Here is a 17,961-nt window from a genome sequence, read left to right on the forward strand (position 1 = left end):
CACATTCGCCCGGCGCTGCGCAAAGATCATGACGAATTTCCTCAAGACCCTTGCCAAGGCCTCGCGTCTGGCGCGCAAGGCCCGCCCGCTGGCCGCCGCCGCAAAGGTCCAGCAAGCGCTTTTAAGCCTCGCGCCAGCCAGCCTCGCGCCAGCCAGGGCCAAAAAACCTGCGCCGCGTACCCGATCGAATTTGCCCCGCCCCGCCCCGGGTAGTTTCATCAGCGGCGAGTTTCAAAACCGGCATGGCGCGCTCGCCTATCGGCTTTACACGCCGGTGGGCTCGCCGCGCCGCCGCATGCCGCTGGTGGTGATGCTGCACGGATGCGGCCAGACTGCCGCCGACTTCGCATTGGGTACCCATATGAACCGTCTGGCCGATCAACTGGGTTTCCTCGTGCTCTATCCGCAACAGAACCAGGGCGCGAACCTTGCGCGATGCTGGAACTGGCACGATCCGCAGCATCAGTTGCGCGGACGCGGAGAGCCGGCGCTGATCGCGGGATTGACCCGCCATGCCGTCGCGCTGGCCCGCGCCAACCCGTCGCGCGTCTATGTCGCGGGGCTTTCGGCGGGGGCCGGGGCGGCGGCCATCATGGGCTCGGCCTATCCGGATATTTTCGTGGCGGTGGGCATTCATTCGGGCGTGGCGCTGGGTCAGGCCCATTCGCTGGGCTCGGCCATGTCGGCCATGCGCGGTCAGGCCACACCAAGACCGGCGGCCAAAATGCGCCGCCCCTTGCCCATGATCGTTTTTCAGGGCGACCGCGACCGCGTGGTCCATCCTTCGAATGCGGCTGAATTCCTTGCCAATCTGGAAAATTCGCGCCCCGGTCCGCTCGTCTCCCAAAGCTTTTCCGGCCAATCGGCCAAAGGGCGCGATTTCACCCGCAAGGTTTACAAATCCGCCGCCGGAGATGTCCTGCTCGAAGTCTGGACCATTCACGGCAGCGGCCATGGATGGTCGGGCGGCCATGCGGCGGGTTCCTATACGGACCCCGCCGGGCCGGATGCGTCGCGCGAAATGCTCCGCTTCTTTCTGGCGCGAAAACGCAAGATCACGCCATCGGGCGCCACCCGCTGATCTGCCCCTGCGTCGCATCAACGCGCAGCAGATCACCGCTGCGGATGATCTCGAGCGGATCGCGGTCGAAATCGGTGAGCGTGGGAACCCGCAGCACAACCGCGCCCAGCGCCGCCTTGGTGGTCATCACATTGAACAGCAGCGCCAGCGGCGCGGTTCCGGCAAGGCGCGTCATGTGGAATATGCTGGACCAGCCCGAGGAACCCTTGGCGCCGGGAAACACCAGCACCTTGCCCGCGAAGCTGACGCCGTTCAATTCGTGCCTGCTCTCGATGATCTTGCCGGTCATCGGGCTGACCCCGCCCCAGCCCGAGATCGTGTCGCGCGTCACCAGCGCCTCGCCCTCGACGCAGCCGGGCACGACGCAGCGGCCGCGGATGATGTAATCGGGGGTCTGGCCCCTCGCCTGCGCCATGGCCGCCCCGCTCATGCCAGCCTCCCGCGCCATTTGCCGCTGCAGGCCGCGTCGATGCAATCGGCGGTCGTGCCGTACCAGCCCTCTATCCCCATCATCGCGGGCAGGTAATGCACCTGTTTGGCGCTGTCGAGTGCGGCCACGCGGGTGCCTTCGGGCACGGCCTGAGAGATCGCGGAACAGGTGTCGGTCATCAGCAAAGCCCCGGCCTTGCGCAGGGTTTCGGTATGGCCATTGGCATCGGCCAGCGCCTTGACCGAACGGCTGGTGAATATCCACAAGGCGCTGTTGCTGTGAACCTTGCGCCCCTCGATCAGGCTGGCAGCGTGGGCGATCTGTTCGATAGAATAATGCGGACAGCCCAGCATGACATAATCGACATCCTCGCATTGGCCCACGCTGTTGAGCGTTTCATAGGTGCGCCTGCGCGCAGCCGCGTCATAGCGGAATGTCTCGCCCCGCCGCGCGCCGCCAAAGGCCGCCTCCACGCCGGGCGCCTCGGGGGTGATCCCGACCATGTGATACATTTCCACCCCGCCCGACGAGGCCGCCGCCGCACCGAAATGCTTGTGCCGGATCAGCGATGGCGCGGCGATGGCGCCCTCGATCACGGGTATCGTGTCCTGCACCTCCCCACCCACGAAATAGCCCAGCATACCCCATTCAAACACATCATCGACCGGTACGGCGACATTCACGCTGTGCTGTCCCTTGCGATATTCGTCGCGGTGAAAGCCCCAGTTGGGAATGCGCCGCGCCAACATGGCCGCGCTGGTGGATTCGCGGCCCTCGCAATTGGTGCGCCCGCCGATCACCGAATTGCAGAAGATCACCGCGCTCGATTCCATCCATGCGCAATGTTCACCCATCACCGGCACATTGCCCGCCAGATAGGGCGTGCAGGTCTTGAGCAACTGGATGCCATGCTCGGCCACCTGCTGCTCGTCGGAGCGGAAATTGTCGAAGGCGGCCTCGCTCATCCCCTGTTCGCGCCACAGCATCGGGTCCATGCCCCCTTGCAGATGGCAACTGAAGGCGTTCATGCGCGGAATATCGACCACTTCATCGGCATCAAGGTCAAAGCGCGAAAAGACCGCCCGGTAATCGCCGCCATCGGCCGCGTAATATTGCTTGATCCACGGCGGCGCGGAACCGGGCACACCGGCAACATTATTGGTCTCGACAAAATCCTCCGCGCCCAGCGCGTCGGCATAACGGATCAGCAATTCCATCGCCTTCTGCACCGCCGCGCCTTCTTCGCCCGCCAGCATGGCTTCTTCCCGGCCTGTCAATTTCACCACAGCGCATCCTCCTGTAATTTCCATAGTATCGCGCCGGGGGCCGGATCGCCCGCCCCTAGCGCATCTGGCCCAGCCGCTTGAGGATCTGACTCAGCACCTCATAGGTCACGGCCAGCCTCTCGGGTTCGATGTCTTCCAGTATCTCGCCGCGCAGATCATTGGTGATCGCCATGATCTCCTGGATGGCCTTCTCGCCCGCAGGCGTGATCCGGTTGACCGTCACGCGGCGGTCCTGCGCGCTCTGTTCACGGTCGATCAGGCCGTCGCGCGCCAGGGAATCGAGCATCCGCACCATCGTCGGCCCCTCGACATTGATCATGCGGGCCAGCTCGCTCTGCGTCAGGTCGGCGCCGGAATAGGCGACATGAAACAGCGTCTCCCACCGCGCCATCGTCTGGTTGAGCGGCTTGATCCGCTCATTGGCCACCTTGCGCCACAGCCGCGCGGCCACCACCAGCGAGCGGGTGATGCGGAAATGCCGGTCGCTCGACTGATCCCCGCTCGACCGGCGATAGTTCATCAGGTGCCGGTCCGCATCATCGGGCGAAAAGCTGGTGAGGCGCACCGGCTTGGGCGGGGCAACCTTGGGCGGGGCCGCCTTGGGGCCGCGTTTGCGCGCGCTGCGCCCGCTCTGCACCTCCTCGCCCTTATGCTGATCCGCGTGGTTCCCGTCGCCGTTCTGCTCGTCTGTCATGTCCCGATCCATGCCCGAGGCCGGATCGGAAGTATAGCCGGCAGGCCGTGCGGGAGAAGGCTTCACCATCGCCGCTTCAATCCAGATCGATCAGCACGGCGCCGGTCGACATCGGCTGAACGTCGCGGCGATAGACCCCCAGCCAACCCGAGGCGGGCACGGCAAAGGCATTGCCCGGCCCCGGACGCCGGGCCAGTTCCTCGGCGGGGATCATCACATCCATCCGCCGCGCCGCCACGTCGATCTCGATGGGATCGCCATCGCGCAACCGCCCGATGGGGCCGCCCACCGCCGCCTCGGGCGCCACCTCCGCAATGGTCAGCCCTTTCAGGCACAGGCCCGACAATTGCCCGTCGGTGACAAAAGCGACGTCCTTGGCCAGCCCCGCCGCATCAATCGCGAACAGCACCAGCGAGGCTCCGCCGCCCATCGCCGGGCCGCCCTTAAGGCCCTGTCCGCGTAGGACCAGCACGTCGCCCTTGCGCAATTGGCCATCGGCAATGGCCTTCATCGCGCTGGCCGTATCCTCGAACACGCGGGCCTTGCCGGTGAAGGCTTCGGGCCGCGAACCATCGCGGATGCCCAGTTTCACCACCGCGCTTTCGGGCGCCAGCGATCCCTTGAGAATGGCGATGGAAGGCCCGTCCGAAATCGGCCGGTCAAGCGGACGGATGATCTCGGCATCCTCCACCCCGGCCTCGCCCAGATCGTCGCCCATTGTCCGGCCCGAGGCGACCAGCACATCGCGGTCGAGCAGGCTCTCAAGCTGTTTGAGCATCGCACGCGCGCCGCCCGCATCCTCAAACCCTTCGATCCGCACCGGCCCATTGGGGCGCACAGCCGACAGGACAGGCACCTTGCGGCCCATCTCCTCCCAGATCGCGAAAAGATCGATGTCGAGTTCGCCCTCGACGGCAGTGGCCTGAAGATGCTTGATCGCATTGATCGAGCCCGACACCGCCAGCACCATCGCCGCCGCATTGCGAAAGGCGCCCGCCGTCATGATCCGGCGCGGGGTCAACCCTTCATGCACCATATCGACGATGCGCGCGCCCGCCGCGCGGGCCGCTTCAAACATCTTGCCGCTGTTGGCGCGTACCGGGGCCGATCCGGCGATGCACATGCCCAGCGCCTCGACCACGCAATGCATCGTGTTGGCCGTGGCCATTCCCGCGCAGACGCCGGGGCCGCGAATGGCTTGTTTGGCCACTTCCTCAACCGGATGTCTGCCCGGCTTGCCCAGCTTTTCGCCCACGCCGCCCGAGAACAGGTCCTCGATATCGACCGGATCGCCGTCGATCTCGCCCGAGGCCTGATAGCCGCCGATGACCAGCAGGGTGGGAATATCCAGCCGCATCGCCGCCATCAGATGGCCCGGCGGCGTCTTGTCGCAACTGGTCAGGCACACCATGCCGTCTAGCATCGCGGCCTCGACCTGCGCCTCGATATCATTGGTCACCAGATCGCGCGCGGCCAGAATATAGCTGCCCTGTCGCCCGGCGCCGGTGATGAAATCGGAGGGCGCGGTCGTACGCACCTCGAAAGGCACGCCGCCCGCCGCGCGGATCGCTTCCTTCACCACGCGCGCAACGCCGTCGAGATGGGCAAAGCAGACCGCCAGTTCGGACGAGGAATTGACCACAGCAATCTTGGGCTTGAGCATGTCCTCCTCGCTCAGCCCCAGCGCGAGCCAATGCGCACGGCGGACGGGGGAATTGGCGGCAAGACTGCGCAGAGGGGCAGGATGGGGCATGGGACGACCTTTCACGAAGCGGGAACAGGAAGGGGAGCACGAGCGCCATCGCCGCGCCGCCGGACCGTGACGGCAATGCCCAGCGCGCAGAGCGCCAGCACGATGGGGCAGATAGCCAGAATGGCAAAACTCTTGACGATGGGCAGGCCCGAGCTGAGCACCCAGCCGCCGATCAACGGCCCCGCGATCCCGCCGATCTTGGCGATGGATGTGGCCCACCCCGCCCCATTGGCGCGGATCGCGGTGGCGTAATAGATGCCCGCGATGGACAGGATGCCGAAATGCGCGCCGCCCACCAGACTGGTCGAAAGCACCGAGAGGATCAGGAACGTATCGCGCCCCACCGGCGCCAGACCGATCAGCAGCAAAGCGGGCGCAGCAAGAGCCGGAAAGAAGGCCACCGCCAGCGCGCCCTTGCGGTCGGTATAGCGCATCAGCGCCAGCCCTAGGACCGCCCCCAGCAGCCCCGAAAAGGAGGAGACATAGGCCGCCGTGGCGCGCGGGAAATGCAGATCCTCATAGACGATGGGCCCCCAGTTGGCCTTGAAATAGACCGCCAGCGTGCTGGCGATATAGCCGAGCCAGAGCAGCGGGGTGATCCAGCGCAGATCGCCTTCGAACAATTGCGGCAGGGTGAAATGGCGCGGCGCCTGCGCCTCGTCGCCCAGCACGAAGCGGTCCTGCATGCGCGCCTCCAGCGCCGGATCGAGGCGATTGAGCGTGGCGGCCAGAAGCGGCGCATTACCCCCGCGCGCCACCAGAAAGCGCACCGATTCAGGCAGCCATGCCAACAACCCCGCAGCAATCACCAGCGTGGCCAGCCCTCCGCACAGGAACACCGCCCGCCAGCCGAAACCGGGCGCCAGCCAGACCGTGACCGGCCCCGCCATGGCCGTGCCCAGACTGTAGCCCATCATGATGACCGTCACGACAGTCGCGCGCAGGCGCACGGGCACATATTCAATATTGAGCGCCCAGGCGAGCGGCAGCATCCCGCCGATCGCGCAGCCATCGAGAAAGCGCAGCAGCAGCAACGCCTCATAGCTGTGCGCCATCGCCGTTGCCGCCGTCAGCAGGCCAAAAGCCATGGCGGCCAGCGTGATCGTCAACCGGCGGCCATAGCGGTCGCCGATATAGGCCAGCACAAACCCGCCCACCATCATGCCGAACAGGCCCGAAGAAAACACATTGCCCAGCATCGGCTTGGACAGGCCCAGCTCATCGCGCATATAGGGCGCGGTAAAGCTGATCATCATCATGTCGAACCCGTCGAAAACGGTGATCAGCCATGACAGGACGATCAGCCGATAATGGAACGGGCCAAGGCCGCGCTGGTCGATTATCCGGGCAACATCGATGGTTCTGGGTGCCTGACTCACAGGGGTTTCCTCTCGCGGCTGGGTTGGCCTTTGCGGCGCTTATCCCTCTAGGTTTGCGGCGATTTTCCGGCGCAATTGCCCGATGTCAATCTGATGCACGCTGCCCGATCCGGCCAGGGTCAGCGCATGGGCGGCCGCGGCCCCCATCGCCATGCACGGCCCCATCACCCGCACCGAGGAAAGCGCGGCGGAATCGGCATCTATGCACCGCCCCACCGCCAGCAGATTATCCGCCCCCGCCACCGTCAGCGAACCCAGCGGGATGGTGTGAACATGATCCTCGGGGAAGACCTCCCAGACATAGCCCTCGCGGTTGTGATGCTGTTCAAGCGGCCACGAACAGCGCGCGATGGCATCGTCGAACTGCACCGCATCGCGCACCTCCTGCGTGGTCAGATGATGCGTGCCCACGATCCATCGGGTCTGGCGCACCCCGGGCAGGCCATAGACGCGCACCTTCGCCTTGCCGAAAGCATCGGGGAATTCATGGCGCAGGAAGACCAGCGTGCGGTCGGCCTGCTCCTTGCCGTCGATCTGCTTTTCGGCGGCCTCGAACGGGTCGAGCGGAGTTTCGATATGGGTCATGTTGACCATGGCGATGTCGGTTCCGGGGAAAGTCGCGGCAAAGCCGTCGCGCCGCATCATGCCGTAATGCTCGCCGCGCTCGGCAATGCGCTTGGCCATCGTGTCCCAATCGGGTTTGTGGGCATCATTGATCCCCTCAACGATCAGCATCTGCGAGCCGTAGATCTGTCCATTGCCATGCACGCGGCAATCGAACCCGGCCTGCCATGTCAGCGCCGCATCGCCAGAAGCGTCGATGAAGCCATTGGCGGTGATGCGCACGTCGCCGTGGCGCGTGGCCACATCGATCGAACGCACCCGCCGTCCGTCCAGATTGACCTTGCGGATGATCGCCCCGGTCAGCGGGCGCACACCGGCCTTGATCACCGCATTTTCCACCCAGCGGCCCAGCGCCACCTCATTATACATGACCACCTTCATCACTCCGCCCTGGATGATGTGGGCATCGCCCTGCGCGGTCAGTTCGGCGATGATCTCATCGGCGATGCCATGGGTGAGTTGGCGCCCGTTCAGCCCCGGCGCATAAAGGCCGCAGAACATGCCGATGATCGAATTGACCGCCTGACCGCCCAGCGTGGGCAGGCCATCGACCAGAATGACCCGGTTGCCCGCGCGGGCCGCCTCAATGGCGGCCGAAATGCCCGAGGCGCCGGATCCCACGACGCAGATGTCGCATTCCTGCTCGATGACGGGGGGCGCGTCGCGGCGCGATACGATACGGGTTTCCGGGTCGAAGGGGCGATCAAGCATGAGCAATATCCGTTGATGGAAGGAGGAAAAGGATCAGAAACTGGCCCGCACGCCGGCCTTGAAATACTGGCCGACCGGGTTGAACAGGATGTTGTTGCCCGAACCGTTGGCGCCGGGGAAATTGGGCGGATCGACGTCGAAAACATTGTCGACGCCGACATAGAAGTCGAACTTGCGCCCTTCCCCAGCCTTCACCTTGAAGGTGGCCATCAGATCGACATAGGTGCGCGAGGGCACGCTGTTGGTGTTCGAACTGGTGGCCGAGGCGATCGAATAGCCGCTTTGATCCGGGCCGACGAAGGCGGAGTTGTAAAAGCCTGCGTTGATCCAGCGCACATGGGTGGAAAAGCTCATCCGCTCACCCAGATCGAGGGTGAGCATACCATCAAGCGTCCAGTCGGGAATGCCCGGCGGCGTGCCCGCGCGCAGGCCCGTCTGGCCCGCGCGTTCGGTCGGGCCGATGGCATCGACGGTGATCAGGTTCATCACATTGCTGGCCAGCAGGCGCGCGCTCAATGCATTGTCGCGGCCCAATGGCTGGCGATAGGATGCCTCGATATCGATGCCGCGCACGATCAGCCGGTTCACATTCTGCTGCGTGTCGGTGATATTGGTGATGATGCCCGAGGCGTCGCGCGTCACCAGCGAGCAACTGAGCGGATCGCCCTGATAGCAGCGGGTAACGATGTTCTGTTGGCCCAGCGTGCTGATAGCATCCTTGATCTGGATATTGTAATAATCGACCGAGGCGCGGAACCGGCGCGCAAAACCAGTCTTGGGCTGGACCACCATGCCCACGGTAAACGTATCGGCCTTTTCAGGCTGGAGTCTGGGGTTTGATCCGGAGGTGATCGGCGCCACGGTCTGTACGCCGCCGCGCGCCGGGTCGGTCAAAATACCCTGACTTTGCGTGGTCGGGCCGAAGAGTTCGGAGACATTGGGCGCACGGATGTCGCGCGATTTGGTGATGCGGAAACGGAGGAAATCGAGCGGCGCCCAGACGCCCCCCACTTTCCATGTTGTCACGCCCAGTGAACTGGAGGCGAAGAAATCGCTCGACCGGTTGTACTGCGTGCGGCGCACCGCCCCGTTAAAGCTCAGCTCATGGATGAAGGGCAGATCGCGCAGGACCGGCGCCTCCAGTTCGCCATAGCCTTCGAGCACCCCGATCCGGCCCGAAATGAGCGAGCCGCCTCCGGAGAAAAACTGATTGGCCTGCGAGAGCGCATCGGTGCTGCCCCTCACGCTGTCATGGCGATATTCCGCGCCAAAGGCCACGCCCAGCGGCCCGCCCGGCAATTGAAACGGCGAGCCGGTGATATTGGCCGCCACGACATGCTCGGTGGTGATGTTGGTCTGATAGCCGTTGGCGGTGACATAGGCGCGGGCGGCGGCAAAATTGGGCCCGTTGGCATAGCCAAAGGGGTTGAGCGCGACGCAGGCCGGATCGTCATTGGCGGTGCCGGCATCGGCATTGACGCGGCAGGTGGGCGTGCCGTTCACCGAAACCGCATCAATCGCCTTGAGCAGGCGCGAGGTGACGGTGCCCCCGGTCAGATCGCTGCGGAAACTGTTGCGGCCGAACTGGTAATAGGCATCCGCCTTCCATCCGCCGCCCAGTTGATAGGATGCCTGAAGCACCGAGCGAATGACATCGTTGCGCACGCGCAATTGTCCCGGCCCGATATCGTCAAACCCCTTGCCCAGCGTAAAGCTGGGCAGTCCGCTGTTGGCAAGGATGGTGGGAATATCCAGCGTCGGATCGCTTGATCGCGGCAGGAAGGGGTTGTCCGAACGGATCGTGAGCGCTGTATTGCGATAGGCGACTGCCCGGTGATAGCCCTCGCCATGGCCGTAATTGGCGGTCCATTCCACCGTCAGCGCCGGGGTCACATCCCAGCTCAGATGCGCCATCGCATTATAGCGCGTGGTGGGCGAAACGATGGGAAAGTCGAAATAGACATTCTGTCCCGGCCCGTCGCTTTCGCCGCCCACCTGATAGAGCGAATTGGCCATCGAGCCGAACTGAAAGCGACGCGGTGTGCCGTCGCGGTTGAAGGTGATGCCGTCGATGGCGCGCAAGGTGGGCAGCAGATTGCCGGTATAGGCCGAGGACGGCGGCGTGGTGACGCCATTGTACGAGGCCGTCCAGGGGTGGACGTTGGACAGGATATTGTTGGCGGGCATGTTCGAAATGCCCGGATTGCGGCCCCAGTTGATCAGGCCGTTGGCGCACCAGTCGCGCACCCGACAGGCCTCGACGCCGGTGTTCTTTTCATATTCGCCGCCGATGACCAGATGCGCGTTGCTGCCCAAATTCCACCCGCCCGCACCGCCGATCTGGGTGGTGCGATTGTCGCCATATTTGGAAATCCCAGCCTGCATATTCATGCGATAACCGGTCAGCTTCTTGTCGATCAGCAGATTGACCACGCCCGACACCGCATCCGACCCATAGACCGCCGAAGCCCCGCCGGTGACCACTTCGGCCCTTTGCAGCAGGATCGAGGGGATCATGTTGGTATCGACCGTCGCCTGCGTGGTGGAGGGCACAAAGCGCTTGCCATCGACCAGCGTGAGCGTGCGCACCGAGCCAAGGCCGCGCAGATCGAGAATGCGCCCGCCAATATAGCCCGCCGCCGCCGACAGGCCGGTCGAGGCAGGCGTCTGGGTAGAACGGAAGGCGGGCAATTCGTTGAGCGCGTCGCCGATATTGGCCGCGCCGCGCTCGGCCATGCGTTGGGTATTCAGCACCGAAACCGGCGTTGGCGCATCAAATCCGGTGGCGATGCGCGAGCCGGTGACGACGATGGGTTGGGCCGGTTCCGCCGCCTCGGGCGGATTGGGGGCCGCCTGTTGTGCATGTGCCGCGTTCGACGCCCAGGCCAAAGCCAAGGCCGACACGATCCTGCCGCAGGGCAGGCCGCCTTTCGCCTTCCTCATACCTCTTCCTTTATGTTTTTCTGGATTCGTTGGACGCAGGCTACTAATTTTATTTTTTAGTAGCAAGGTACTTTTTATCAAAGATCTGCAGATAGAGATTTTTATATAATACGTTGAAATACAATAAATATCATGAAAGACGCCCCAATGTCGGCCGCCATCTCAATCAGCAAATCCCAAAACATAAAGCCATCGCCAGCGAACAATCGACTCCGGCCCCCACCGATGCGGCAACTGTCCGGCGCAAAATCGCAACGCTTGGTGGCACGCTGCGCCGCCGTTCAGGCACTAAACGGCGACTAGGTGGTATACCGTATATGCCGAATGCCCGGCTTAGGCATGAATGAAGCATTGCGACTGCAGAATATCCCCGGAGGTGCCGCATGGTCGAAAATCAGAAAATCCGTCCGGGCACGGTGCTGGGTCCGCTGGGCGAACCGCTCACTCTCGAAACCCTGCCCTCGCCCGATACCCGCCGCTGGGTGCCCCGCCGCAAGGCCGAGGTTGTGGCGGCGGTCAATGGCGGTCTGTTGACGGTTGAGGAGGCGTGCCGCCGCTATTCCCTCTCGCTGGAGGAATTTGCCGGTTGGCAACGCGCTGTTCATCGCAATGGCCTGAGCGGGCTGCGCGCAACGCGGGCGCAATATTATCGCGACCTCTACACGCGCCAGCTCCGCAGGGAGAACCATTGGGAGCACGACGAGCCCTGACAGGCATGAGCGAGCACATGGCCCCGCACATGGCCCCCGATCAGGGCTTGTTGGCCTCGGAAATAATGACAAACTGTTCCAGCAGGTCGATGATCTCCGCCGTGTGCCGGATGCCGATATGGAAGAGGTTTTCCACCTTGTCGGCCACGAACAGCGAAGGCCCGGCATAGGCCAGCGACCAGTTGCTGAAAACCCTTTCGGCCCGGCCGCCGCTCAGGAATGTCACAATGTCATGATGCCGCCTGTCGGCCAGAATATTCTGGCGGATGGCCACTATGCTCTCGGCGGGCCCCTCCAGAAACTGGACGAAGCGGGCGCCGGTGAAAAGCAAAGCCCCCGTCACATCCAGCGCCGCATTGCGCGGGACCGATTTGGCCACAATGTCATCCACGGCCCGTTGCGCCCATGCCGAGGGCAAAGCGCAACGACTGGCATAAAGCCACCCGGCCAGCCCGGTGCCTTGCAGAGGCAGTTGTGTCATGGGATGAACAATCCTCTCTTCATGCAGCATCTTCATCGGAACCGGCAATCCCCGCCAGCGTGGCAAAGCGGATCAGGGCGACAAGATTATCCATGCGCAATTTCTGCATGATATTGCCGCGATGCATTTCCACGGTCCGCACGCCGATCTCCAGATCATGGGCGATTTGTCGATTGGTCATGCCCGCCACGATCCTTTTGAGCACATCCTCCTCTCTGGGAGTCAGATGGGCGCGCAGGGCGGCCGCTTCGCCGATGAACTGCTGATGGGCAACCTTGGCCGGAAGGATTTCATAGGCATAATCCAGAGCCAGACGGACCTTGGCCATGGGACAGGGAATGGCGAGGCAATCGACCGCCCCCGCCCGCAAGGCCTGCACAGCCTCGCGGATGGTGGGATCGACGCGCATCACAATGACCGGCATGTCGGACCTTTGCGCCAGAAGAGCGCGGATCGTCTCCAGCCCGTCGCCCTCACCCGCGCGCACGGCCAGCAGGACGCAGCCGGCCGGAAGATAGGATGCCTCCTCGATCAGATCCCCGCCGCCGGAAAAGGCGCGCGTTTCCAATCCCTGATGCCGCAAAGCCAGAGCGAACCTTCGCCGATAGGACGCATCACTATCTACGATATAAGCCACGCGGTTTTTGAACACGATGCTGCTCGTTTCACGCCCGGATCGCTCGGGCATACTGATTTGCACTTAGCTGCAAGGTTAAATCCCGCTTACCCTACACGATACCGTAGCATTACGGTATCCTTGCCTGTCAGCGGCCGCGCATTCTGCACGCCATGGCGCGCAGGCGCGCCGCAATGGCGCGATCGCGCTCTAGCTCGACCTTATCCTGATATCCCTGCCCTGCTGCTGCCCCGCCAGCCAGAAGAGGAGATCGCTGCGGGTTTGCGCCACGCTCATGCCCGGCTTCGCATAGGCGACCAGATCAAAAACCCATTCCGCCTCGCCCAAAGTCTTGAGATAGATCTGCGGCGCGGGCTGATCGCGCAGGGACATGAAGCCCCTGACCAGTTCAAGCACCACATCGCGCGCCGCAGCCACGCTCTGGCCTCCCGAAACCGTCAGCGTCAGGTCGAGACGGCTGGACATCAGCGTATCGGCGCGATTGGCGACATTGGAGGAGATGAAGGAGGAATTGGGCACAATCGCGATGCCTCCGTCGGCGGTGGCCAATTCGGTGGCGCGCACACGGATCCTGCGGATGGTGCCTTCCGCGCCCGATACCGAAACCCAGTCGCCCGGCTTGACCGGCCTCTCGATCAACAGGATCACGCCCGACACGAAATTCTGGATGATCGACTGAAGGCCGAAACCGACCCCGACCGACAGGGCGCTGGCAATCAGCGTGACCTTTTCCAGTTGCAGCCCCAGCATATTGGTGGCGCCGAGCAAGGCGATCAGCGTGCCGACATAGGTCAGCCCGGTCACCAGCGATGTGCGCACCCCGATATCAAGCGAGGTGGAGGGCAGGAACCGGGTTTCCAGCCATCGCCGAAACACCCGCGTCAAGGCTATGCCCGCAATCAGGACAAACAGCGCCATGCTCAGACTGCGCGGCGAAAGATCGAGCGAGCGCAGCGAATTGAGCAAGGGCAGCGGCCTGATCTGCTCGACCACCACGGCATTGTCACCATGCAGCGGCGCGGCAACCAGCCCGATCGCAAACAGCCAGACAAGGACGGTGAAGGCGGCGCTGGCCAGCAAGGCAAGCTGCTTGGCACGCATACTGCGCGCCGTCACCACCGCTTTGCCCGAGCGCATACTGTCAGACCATTGCGCCAGCGCGGCGTCGATAAACCCCGTCACCAGCCAGGCCATGGTCAACACCAGACCAGCCCAGAGCAATTCCTGAAGAATCAGCATGGAAAGCCGGATATGCCCGGCCAGAAACGCCCCCGCGCCCACGGCCAGAATGACCCACAGCAGCGCTGTTACCCCAAAGACCGCGGGGCCTGCAGGGTTTTTGCCGGGGCCTGCCTTCTCCTCTTCGCGCGGTTCGCGGGAATGGGCAATCGACAGAAGAAAATGGCCGATGATCATGGTTTCGATGATGGCGATCACCCCCTGCGCGATCGTCCAACTGCTGTTGTTGGCATGGATCAGGCGGGCGGTCTGGTCGATGACATTGGTGGCGCCCAGCATGATGCCCGCCGCCAGCGGATATTTGCCCAGAGACACGCCACAATCCACAGGGCGCCACGCCGGGTCCTCCGGCGATTCCAGCGCGCGCCCGACCCCAAGGCCCAGACCGGCCACCCCGATCCCCATGGAAAGCGCGGCCACCATCACCTCGCTTTCCGGCAAGAGCGGCAGAGCCAGATCGAGCCCGCCGAAACCGATCTCCTCGGCCAGATAGAACAGCATGGTGGTGACAAAGACCGTCGCCACGGCCTTGAGGCCAATGGCCACTCTCAGATCCAGCGACAGGCCCCGCAGCCAGAAGGCAAGGCGATGCAGCATCCGTATCCGCAGGGGCCAGGCCAACAGCAGCGCCATCCCCACCGCCACCAGCAAAGTGGGCAGGCCAAAGGCAGTTCTGAACGGCTGGGTGATCTGGCGTTCGAAAAGGGCCCATATTCTTTCAAGATCGCGCTGGGCGGCCAGAAGGACCGGCAGATTATCCCCCGCCCCGCTGATGGTGGCGGCAGACAGGGGAGCCTCGGCAAGGCCCATCAGCGCAAAACCGGCCAGCCTGCGGGCGCGACTGGATAAGACACTGGAAATTTTCAACATCCCTACGCTCTTATGCTGCCGGGGAAAGACCGCTCCCCTGTTCAAAGACATAATGGTTTGCGGCCCGTAAGGTTCGGCCGGGAAACGACAAACCGGGGTGAAGTTCCGGCCGGAGCCGGCCGTCATGCCGCGATGATGCTAACCTGCATTAGGCCGCGGGGCCTTTGGGAGGAACAGCGGTCCCCTCGCCTGCTTTCCTTGTCGAACCCGACAATCAGGAGACAGGCTTTGACCAAAACCCCCAGCATCCGCGAAATCTTTCTCGCAGGCCTGCGCGATGCCCATGCCATGGAGCACGAGGCGCTGGCACTGATGGACCGTCAGATCCAGCACCTTGCCGAATATCTCGATGTTCAGGCGCGGCTGCGCAGCCATCGCGGCGAGACCGAGCGCCAGATTGAGCGGCTCGACATCATTCTGGCCAGTCTGGATGAGAGCGCCAGCACCTTCAAGGATATGGCCATGTCATTGAGCGGCAATCTGGCGGCCTTGGCCACGATGCTGGCGCCGGACAAGGTTCTCAAGAACAGTCTGGCCAATTTCGCCTTCGAGAATTTCGAGGTGGCCAGCTATCGTGCGCTGATCGAAATGGCGCGGGAAGGCGGTTTTCCCGATGCGATACCGCTGCTGCAGGAAACGCTGCAGGAGGAACTGGCGATGGTCGAGTTTCTGGAAAAGACGCTGCCTGCGGTCGTGCAGCGCTATCTCTCAGCGCACAGGGTCGCCAAACCGGCCGATCATTGACGGCCGCCCTTGCGGCGGATCGCGCAGATCTTTGCGGCAAGGCGATATGTTGCGCATTGTTGCTGAAATCGTCCTAACCCATGTTAGAAACTTCCATGCGGAAGCGGGATAAAATCTTGCGGCCTGCGCGAAATCCTTAAATTTAATCCTTTTATTTCAATACACTAAAAATCCAAAAATCTCGATACCCGTCAAAATCCATTCAGGACGCCCACAGGCGCAGTGTTTCATCTGTCTTGAAATGGTGCGCCGCCCTTTTCATATTCGCCCCGCGATCAGCCAAATTCGCAGGAAGATGGCCCGGATCCAGCGCAGATGTTGCAAGGGGCGTCATACCACCACATGAATACCCTTCCCCACACCAGTCTTGAACCAAGTGCGTGGCTTGCCGCAATCATCGAGGGTTCCGAGGACGCCATTGTCAGCAAGAGCCTCGAGGGCAAAATTCTCAGTTGGAACAGCGGCGCGCAAAAGCTCTTCGGCTATAGTCCGCAAGAGGCGATCGGCCAGCCGATCACGCTGATCATTCCCGAGGATCGCCGGCACGAAGAAGACGCCATCATCGCCAACATAAAGGCGGGCATCATGACCCGCCATTTCGAAACAGTGCGCAAGCGCAAGGATGGCAGCCTGATCGACGTTTCCCTGACCATTTCGCCGGTCCGCGATGCGACGGGCCGGTTGATAGGGGCGTCAAAAGTGGCGCGCGACATCACCCAGTCGCGCCGGATGGCCGAACAGCGGCAACTGATCCTTCATGAAATGAACCATCGCATCAAGAACCTCTTCATGCTGGCCAACGGACTGGTGGCGCTGTGCAGGCGCGAGGCCGAGACGATCGATGGTTTTGCCGCCGATCTGCAATCGCGCCTTGTCGCCCTGGCGCAGGCCCATGAGGCCAGCGCCCGTCTGCCTCAGGAAGATCATCGCACCGGCACCATCTCGCTGCGCGATCTGCTCGAGACCATCCTCAAGCCTTTTGAGAGTCGGTCAAACCAACGCATAGAAATCCGCGGCACCCATGCCATGATCGGTCCACGCAGCCTGCCCTCCATCGCGCTGCTGCTGCATGAACTGGCCACCAATTCGGCCAAATACGGGGCGCTGCGGTCCGTTGAGGGCCTGTTGCGGATCGAAATGGCAATCATCGGGCCCAGGGTCCGGCTGATCTGGGCCGAAACAGGGCTGCCCGCCCCGCTCTCGGCGCCCCTGACCAAAGGTTTCGGCACCCGTCTTGAAACCATGGCGACGCGCGTGCTCAATGCCGCCATCCATCGCGACTGGCAGCCCGACCGTCTGGTGATCGACATGTCTTTTGACGGGGAAACACTCTCCTTCTGATGGCACTATTTGCCCGGCCGAACGTTGGGCTTTTATGTCGATCTTTTCACCAGCCAGCGCATTTTCCGCCGCCGACGGGGTTCGGGACGAAGCACTCGTGGAGCTGCTTGCCTGCCTCAAGGCGCAGCACTATCGCTTCATTACCCCGACCCCGGCGACCCACAGCCGCGTGCTGGCCAACAGGTCCGGGCAACAGGCGCTGAACCTGCGCGATGTGCTGGGCTGGAGCCTGCCTTTCGAGCCGGAAGTGCTGCCTTCACCTGTTCTGGCCCTTCTCCAGACCGCGCAGGCTCTCGACAGCCTGCCCGATGGCCGCTTCCAGTCGCGCTATCGCGTTTCCAGCCTTGGCAAGGATCTGCTGCTGCATTCGGCCTATCCCACATCCTCGGCCGACGCGGTGTTCTTTGGTCCGGACAGCTATCGCTTTGTCGATTTCGTGCTGGGCGAGATGACGCGCCATCCGCCCCGGCCGGGCGAAAGTCTGGTCGATATCGGCACCGGGGCGGGCGCAGGGGCCATTGCGGCGGCGCGGGCCTTCCCCGAACTGCGGATCACGATGACCGACATCAATCCGCAGGCGCTGATGCTCGCGCAGGTCAATGCCCATGCGGCGGGTCTGTCCTGCGACATGGCGCTGGGGGCCTATCTGGATCCCATCGCGGGCATGGTGGACCGCATCATCGCCAATCCGCCCTATATGGCCGACGATGAAAAACGCGCCTATCGCGACGGGGGCCAATGGCATGGCGCACAGATCAGCGTGGAAATCACCCGCCGCGCGCTGCCCCGATTGCGGCCGGGCGGGCAATTGTATCTCTACAGCGGCAGCGCGATTGTCGCGGGCGAGGACCGGATGCGCGCGGCGCTGGAAAGGCTGGCGCGCGAGCATGGCTGCACCATGCATTACCGCGAAATCGACCCCGATGTGTTTGGCGAAGAACTGGACCGCCCCCTTTACCGTCATGTCGAACGCATTGCCGTCATCGGCGCGGTGCTCGCCTTGCCAAAAAGTCCTAACATGGGTTGAGGGCAAGGTCC

General features: G+C 63.2%; 15 protein-coding genes. 5 read left to right on the forward strand and 10 right to left on the reverse strand.

Annotated features, from left to right (window positions below):
• The first annotated feature begins 28 nt into the window (after window positions 1-28).
• Window positions 29-1,081: a PHB depolymerase family esterase gene (locus FHW92_RS18875; RefSeq protein WP_168604827.1), complete on the forward strand. Its 1,053-nt coding sequence runs from the start codon at window positions 29-31 to the stop codon at window positions 1,079-1,081.
• Here the strand turns inward: FHW92_RS18875 and FHW92_RS18880 are convergent.
• From FHW92_RS18880 to FHW92_RS18910, 7 genes are read right to left on the reverse strand one after another with little or no spacing between them, the layout of a single operon-like run.
• Window positions 1,056-1,511 (reverse strand): DUF126 domain-containing protein, encoded by a 456-nt coding sequence (locus tag FHW92_RS18880; RefSeq protein WP_246870276.1) that lies wholly within the window; start codon window positions 1,509-1,511, stop codon window positions 1,056-1,058. The two genes, FHW92_RS18875 and FHW92_RS18880, sit on opposite strands and share 26 nt — an antisense overlap.
• On the reverse strand, window positions 1,508-2,794 hold the full coding sequence (locus FHW92_RS18885; RefSeq protein ID WP_168604828.1) for an aconitase X catalytic domain-containing protein: 1,287 nt from the start codon (window positions 2,792-2,794) through the stop codon (window positions 1,508-1,510). Before FHW92_RS18885 ends, FHW92_RS18880 begins: the two co-directional genes overlap by 4 nt.
• A gap of 58 nt (window positions 2,795-2,852) precedes the next feature.
• Window positions 2,853-3,560, reverse strand: coding sequence for a MarR family transcriptional regulator (locus FHW92_RS18890; RefSeq protein ID WP_168604829.1), 708 nt, complete (start codon window positions 3,558-3,560; stop codon window positions 2,853-2,855).
• 7 nt (window positions 3,561-3,567) lie between these two features.
• Entirely contained in the window at window positions 3,568-5,244 is a 1,677-nt protein-coding gene (gene ilvD, locus FHW92_RS18895; RefSeq protein ID WP_168604830.1) for a dihydroxy-acid dehydratase, read from the reverse strand.
• A gap of 11 nt (window positions 5,245-5,255) precedes the next feature.
• Complete coding sequence (locus FHW92_RS18900; RefSeq protein WP_168604831.1) at window positions 5,256-6,623, reverse strand: MFS transporter; 1,368 nt, start codon at window positions 6,621-6,623, stop codon at window positions 5,256-5,258.
• Window positions 6,624-6,662: 39 nt separating this feature from the next.
• Complete coding sequence (locus FHW92_RS18905) at window positions 6,663-7,958, reverse strand: FAD-dependent oxidoreductase (RefSeq protein WP_168604832.1); 1,296 nt, start codon at window positions 7,956-7,958, stop codon at window positions 6,663-6,665.
• A gap of 33 nt (window positions 7,959-7,991) precedes the next feature.
• Window positions 7,992-10,901: a TonB-dependent receptor gene (locus FHW92_RS18910; RefSeq protein WP_168604833.1), complete on the reverse strand. Its 2,910-nt coding sequence runs from the start codon at window positions 10,899-10,901 to the stop codon at window positions 7,992-7,994.
• 383 nt (window positions 10,902-11,284) lie between these two features.
• Between FHW92_RS18910 and FHW92_RS18915 the strand changes: the two genes are divergently transcribed.
• Window positions 11,285-11,611: a DUF1153 domain-containing protein gene (locus tag FHW92_RS18915; protein ID WP_168604834.1), complete on the forward strand. Its 327-nt coding sequence runs from the start codon at window positions 11,285-11,287 to the stop codon at window positions 11,609-11,611.
• Between the two features lie 40 nt (window positions 11,612-11,651).
• On the opposite strand, the gene FHW92_RS18920 is transcribed toward FHW92_RS18915, so the two are convergent.
• The 3 genes from FHW92_RS18920 to FHW92_RS18930 all read right to left on the reverse strand — a co-directional run bounded on the left by FHW92_RS18920 (window position 11,652) and on the right by FHW92_RS18930 (window position 14,838).
• Window positions 11,652-12,092: a BLUF domain-containing protein gene (locus tag FHW92_RS18920; RefSeq protein ID WP_168604835.1), complete on the reverse strand. Its 441-nt coding sequence runs from the start codon at window positions 12,090-12,092 to the stop codon at window positions 11,652-11,654.
• A 19-nt stretch (window positions 12,093-12,111) separates the two neighbouring features.
• Entirely contained in the window at window positions 12,112-12,780 is a 669-nt protein-coding gene (locus FHW92_RS18925; RefSeq protein WP_168604836.1) for a LuxR C-terminal-related transcriptional regulator, read from the reverse strand.
• Between the two features lie 138 nt (window positions 12,781-12,918).
• On the reverse strand, window positions 12,919-14,838 hold the full coding sequence (locus tag FHW92_RS18930) for a mechanosensitive ion channel domain-containing protein (protein ID WP_168604837.1): 1,920 nt from the start codon (window positions 14,836-14,838) through the stop codon (window positions 12,919-12,921).
• 228 nt (window positions 14,839-15,066) lie between these two features.
• Here FHW92_RS18930 and FHW92_RS18935 point away from each other — a divergent pair, with 228 nt between their 5' ends.
• From FHW92_RS18935 to FHW92_RS18945, 3 genes are all read left to right on the forward strand, one after another.
• A complete protein-coding gene (locus FHW92_RS18935; RefSeq protein ID WP_246870277.1) occupies window positions 15,067-15,582 on the forward strand; it encodes a ferritin-like domain-containing protein in 516 nt (171 codons plus the stop codon).
• A 342-nt stretch (window positions 15,583-15,924) separates the two neighbouring features.
• Window positions 15,925-16,923, forward strand: coding sequence for a PAS domain S-box protein (locus FHW92_RS18940; protein ID WP_168604839.1), 999 nt, complete (start codon window positions 15,925-15,927; stop codon window positions 16,921-16,923).
• Between the two features lie 34 nt (window positions 16,924-16,957).
• Window positions 16,958-17,950, forward strand: a complete 993-nt coding sequence (locus FHW92_RS18945) for a methyltransferase (RefSeq protein ID WP_168604840.1) — start codon at window positions 16,958-16,960, stop codon at window positions 17,948-17,950.
• The last annotated feature ends 11 nt before the right edge of the window (window positions 17,951-17,961 follow it).

Source organism: Novosphingobium sp. SG707, from assembly GCF_012275515.1.
Classification (GTDB): Bacteria; Pseudomonadota; Alphaproteobacteria; order Sphingomonadales; family Sphingomonadaceae; genus Novosphingobium.